This window comes from Streptomyces bullii (genome assembly GCF_042657145.1).
GTDB classification, from domain to species: Bacteria; Actinomycetota; Actinomycetes; order Streptomycetales; family Streptomycetaceae; genus Streptomyces; species Streptomyces bullii.
The window spans coordinates 1-1,195 of the sequence record NZ_JBHSNY010000040.1; the positions used below are offsets into that span (position 1 = coordinate 1).

Annotated in this window: 2 protein-coding genes; one reads left to right on the plus strand and one right to left on the minus strand. The window is 65.1% G+C overall.

Annotation, left to right across the window (positions count from 1 at the left end; genetic code table 11):
* The first annotated feature begins 76 nt into the window (after positions 1-76).
* Entirely contained in the window at positions 77-412 is a 336-nt protein-coding gene (locus ACFPZJ_RS39760) for an ankyrin repeat domain-containing protein (RefSeq protein ID WP_381031960.1), read from the plus strand.
* Here the strand turns inward: ACFPZJ_RS39760 and ACFPZJ_RS39765 are convergent.
* Positions 363-1,183, minus strand: a protein-coding gene (locus ACFPZJ_RS39765) for an IS5 family transposase (RefSeq protein ID WP_381031962.1) whose coding sequence is annotated in 2 segments (ribosomal slippage) — positions 363-835 and positions 835-1,183 — 822 coding nt in all. Because the reading frame shifts where the segments join, the coding sequence is not laid out codon by codon here. The genes ACFPZJ_RS39760 and ACFPZJ_RS39765 overlap by 50 nt on opposite strands.
* Positions 1,184-1,195 lie beyond the last annotated feature (12 nt).

Consider the following 1,195-nt stretch of genomic DNA (forward strand, 5'->3'; position numbering starts at 1 on the left):
ACAAGTCATCTCAATTGGCGATCAGTTCCGCCGGATTGCGCTGGCCGGACTGGTGCGGCAACGGTTGAATGCCGCCGTGGAGAACACCTGGACACCGGCCCATCAAGCGGTGGAGAACGAGGACGCAGAGACCCTGGCTCAGTTGCTGGCCAAGGGAGCCGATCCGGATGAGGTATGCGACAACATGACGCTCCTGACGCACGCCATTGACGCGGAAGGCGATAGCTCCTTGCAGAGCGGCAGCCCGCTGACTGTGCATACCACTGCTGTGCTCCTGGCCTACGGTGCTGATCCGCAACTCCCTGACCCTGATGGGCAAACGCCCATGGACCTCGCCATTCACTACGGCCATGACCTGGCAGTCAGGCTGTTGCAACGGCACATCGGCGAGTCAGGCGGCGCAGGCAGATGAGGGTGCAGGCGATGCTGGTGAAGGCGAGGAAGTGTTCGGCCTTGCGTTCGTAGCGGCGATGAAGGCGGCGACAGCCGGCCAGCCAGGAAACGGTCCGCTCTACGACCCAGCGGTGGCGGCCCAGTCGCTGGGAGTTGTCCACTCCCTTGCGGGCGATCCGGTGCCGGATGCCGTGTGTCGCTAACCATAGTCGCAGGTGGGTGTAGTCGTAGCCCTTGTCGGCGTGCAGCTTTGCGGGCCTGCGCCGCCGAGGGCCGCGGCGGGAGCGGATGGGCGGGATGCCCTGCACGAGCGGGACCAAGGCTTGGCTGTCGTGGACGTTGGCCCCGGAGATTCCGACAGGCAGGGGCAGACCATTCCGGTCGGTGATCAGGTGGATCTTTGAGCCGTATTTACCCCGGTCAACAGGATTCGGGCCTGTCAGCTCCCCCTTTTCAAAGCCCGCATGTTGACCGAATCGATCGCGCAGCGGGACCAGTCCAGCTCGCCGCGGAAGCCGAGTTCGTCGAGGACCAGGCGGTGCAGCTTGGCCCACACTCTGGCCTTGCTCCACTCGGTGAACCTGCGGTGGGCTGTTGCCCCGGAGGGTCCGAACGAAGCGGTTGGGAGTTGCTGCCACGTGCAGCCCGAAGTCGCCACGAACACGATCGCGGCCAGTACCTCACGATCACCGTGCCGACGCCGACCGCCGCCTTGAGGCCGGGTCGGCGCCTCTGGCACCACCCGCTGGAACAGTTCCCACAACTCGTCCGGCACCAGCCGCTCAACGATCCTCACCACAAC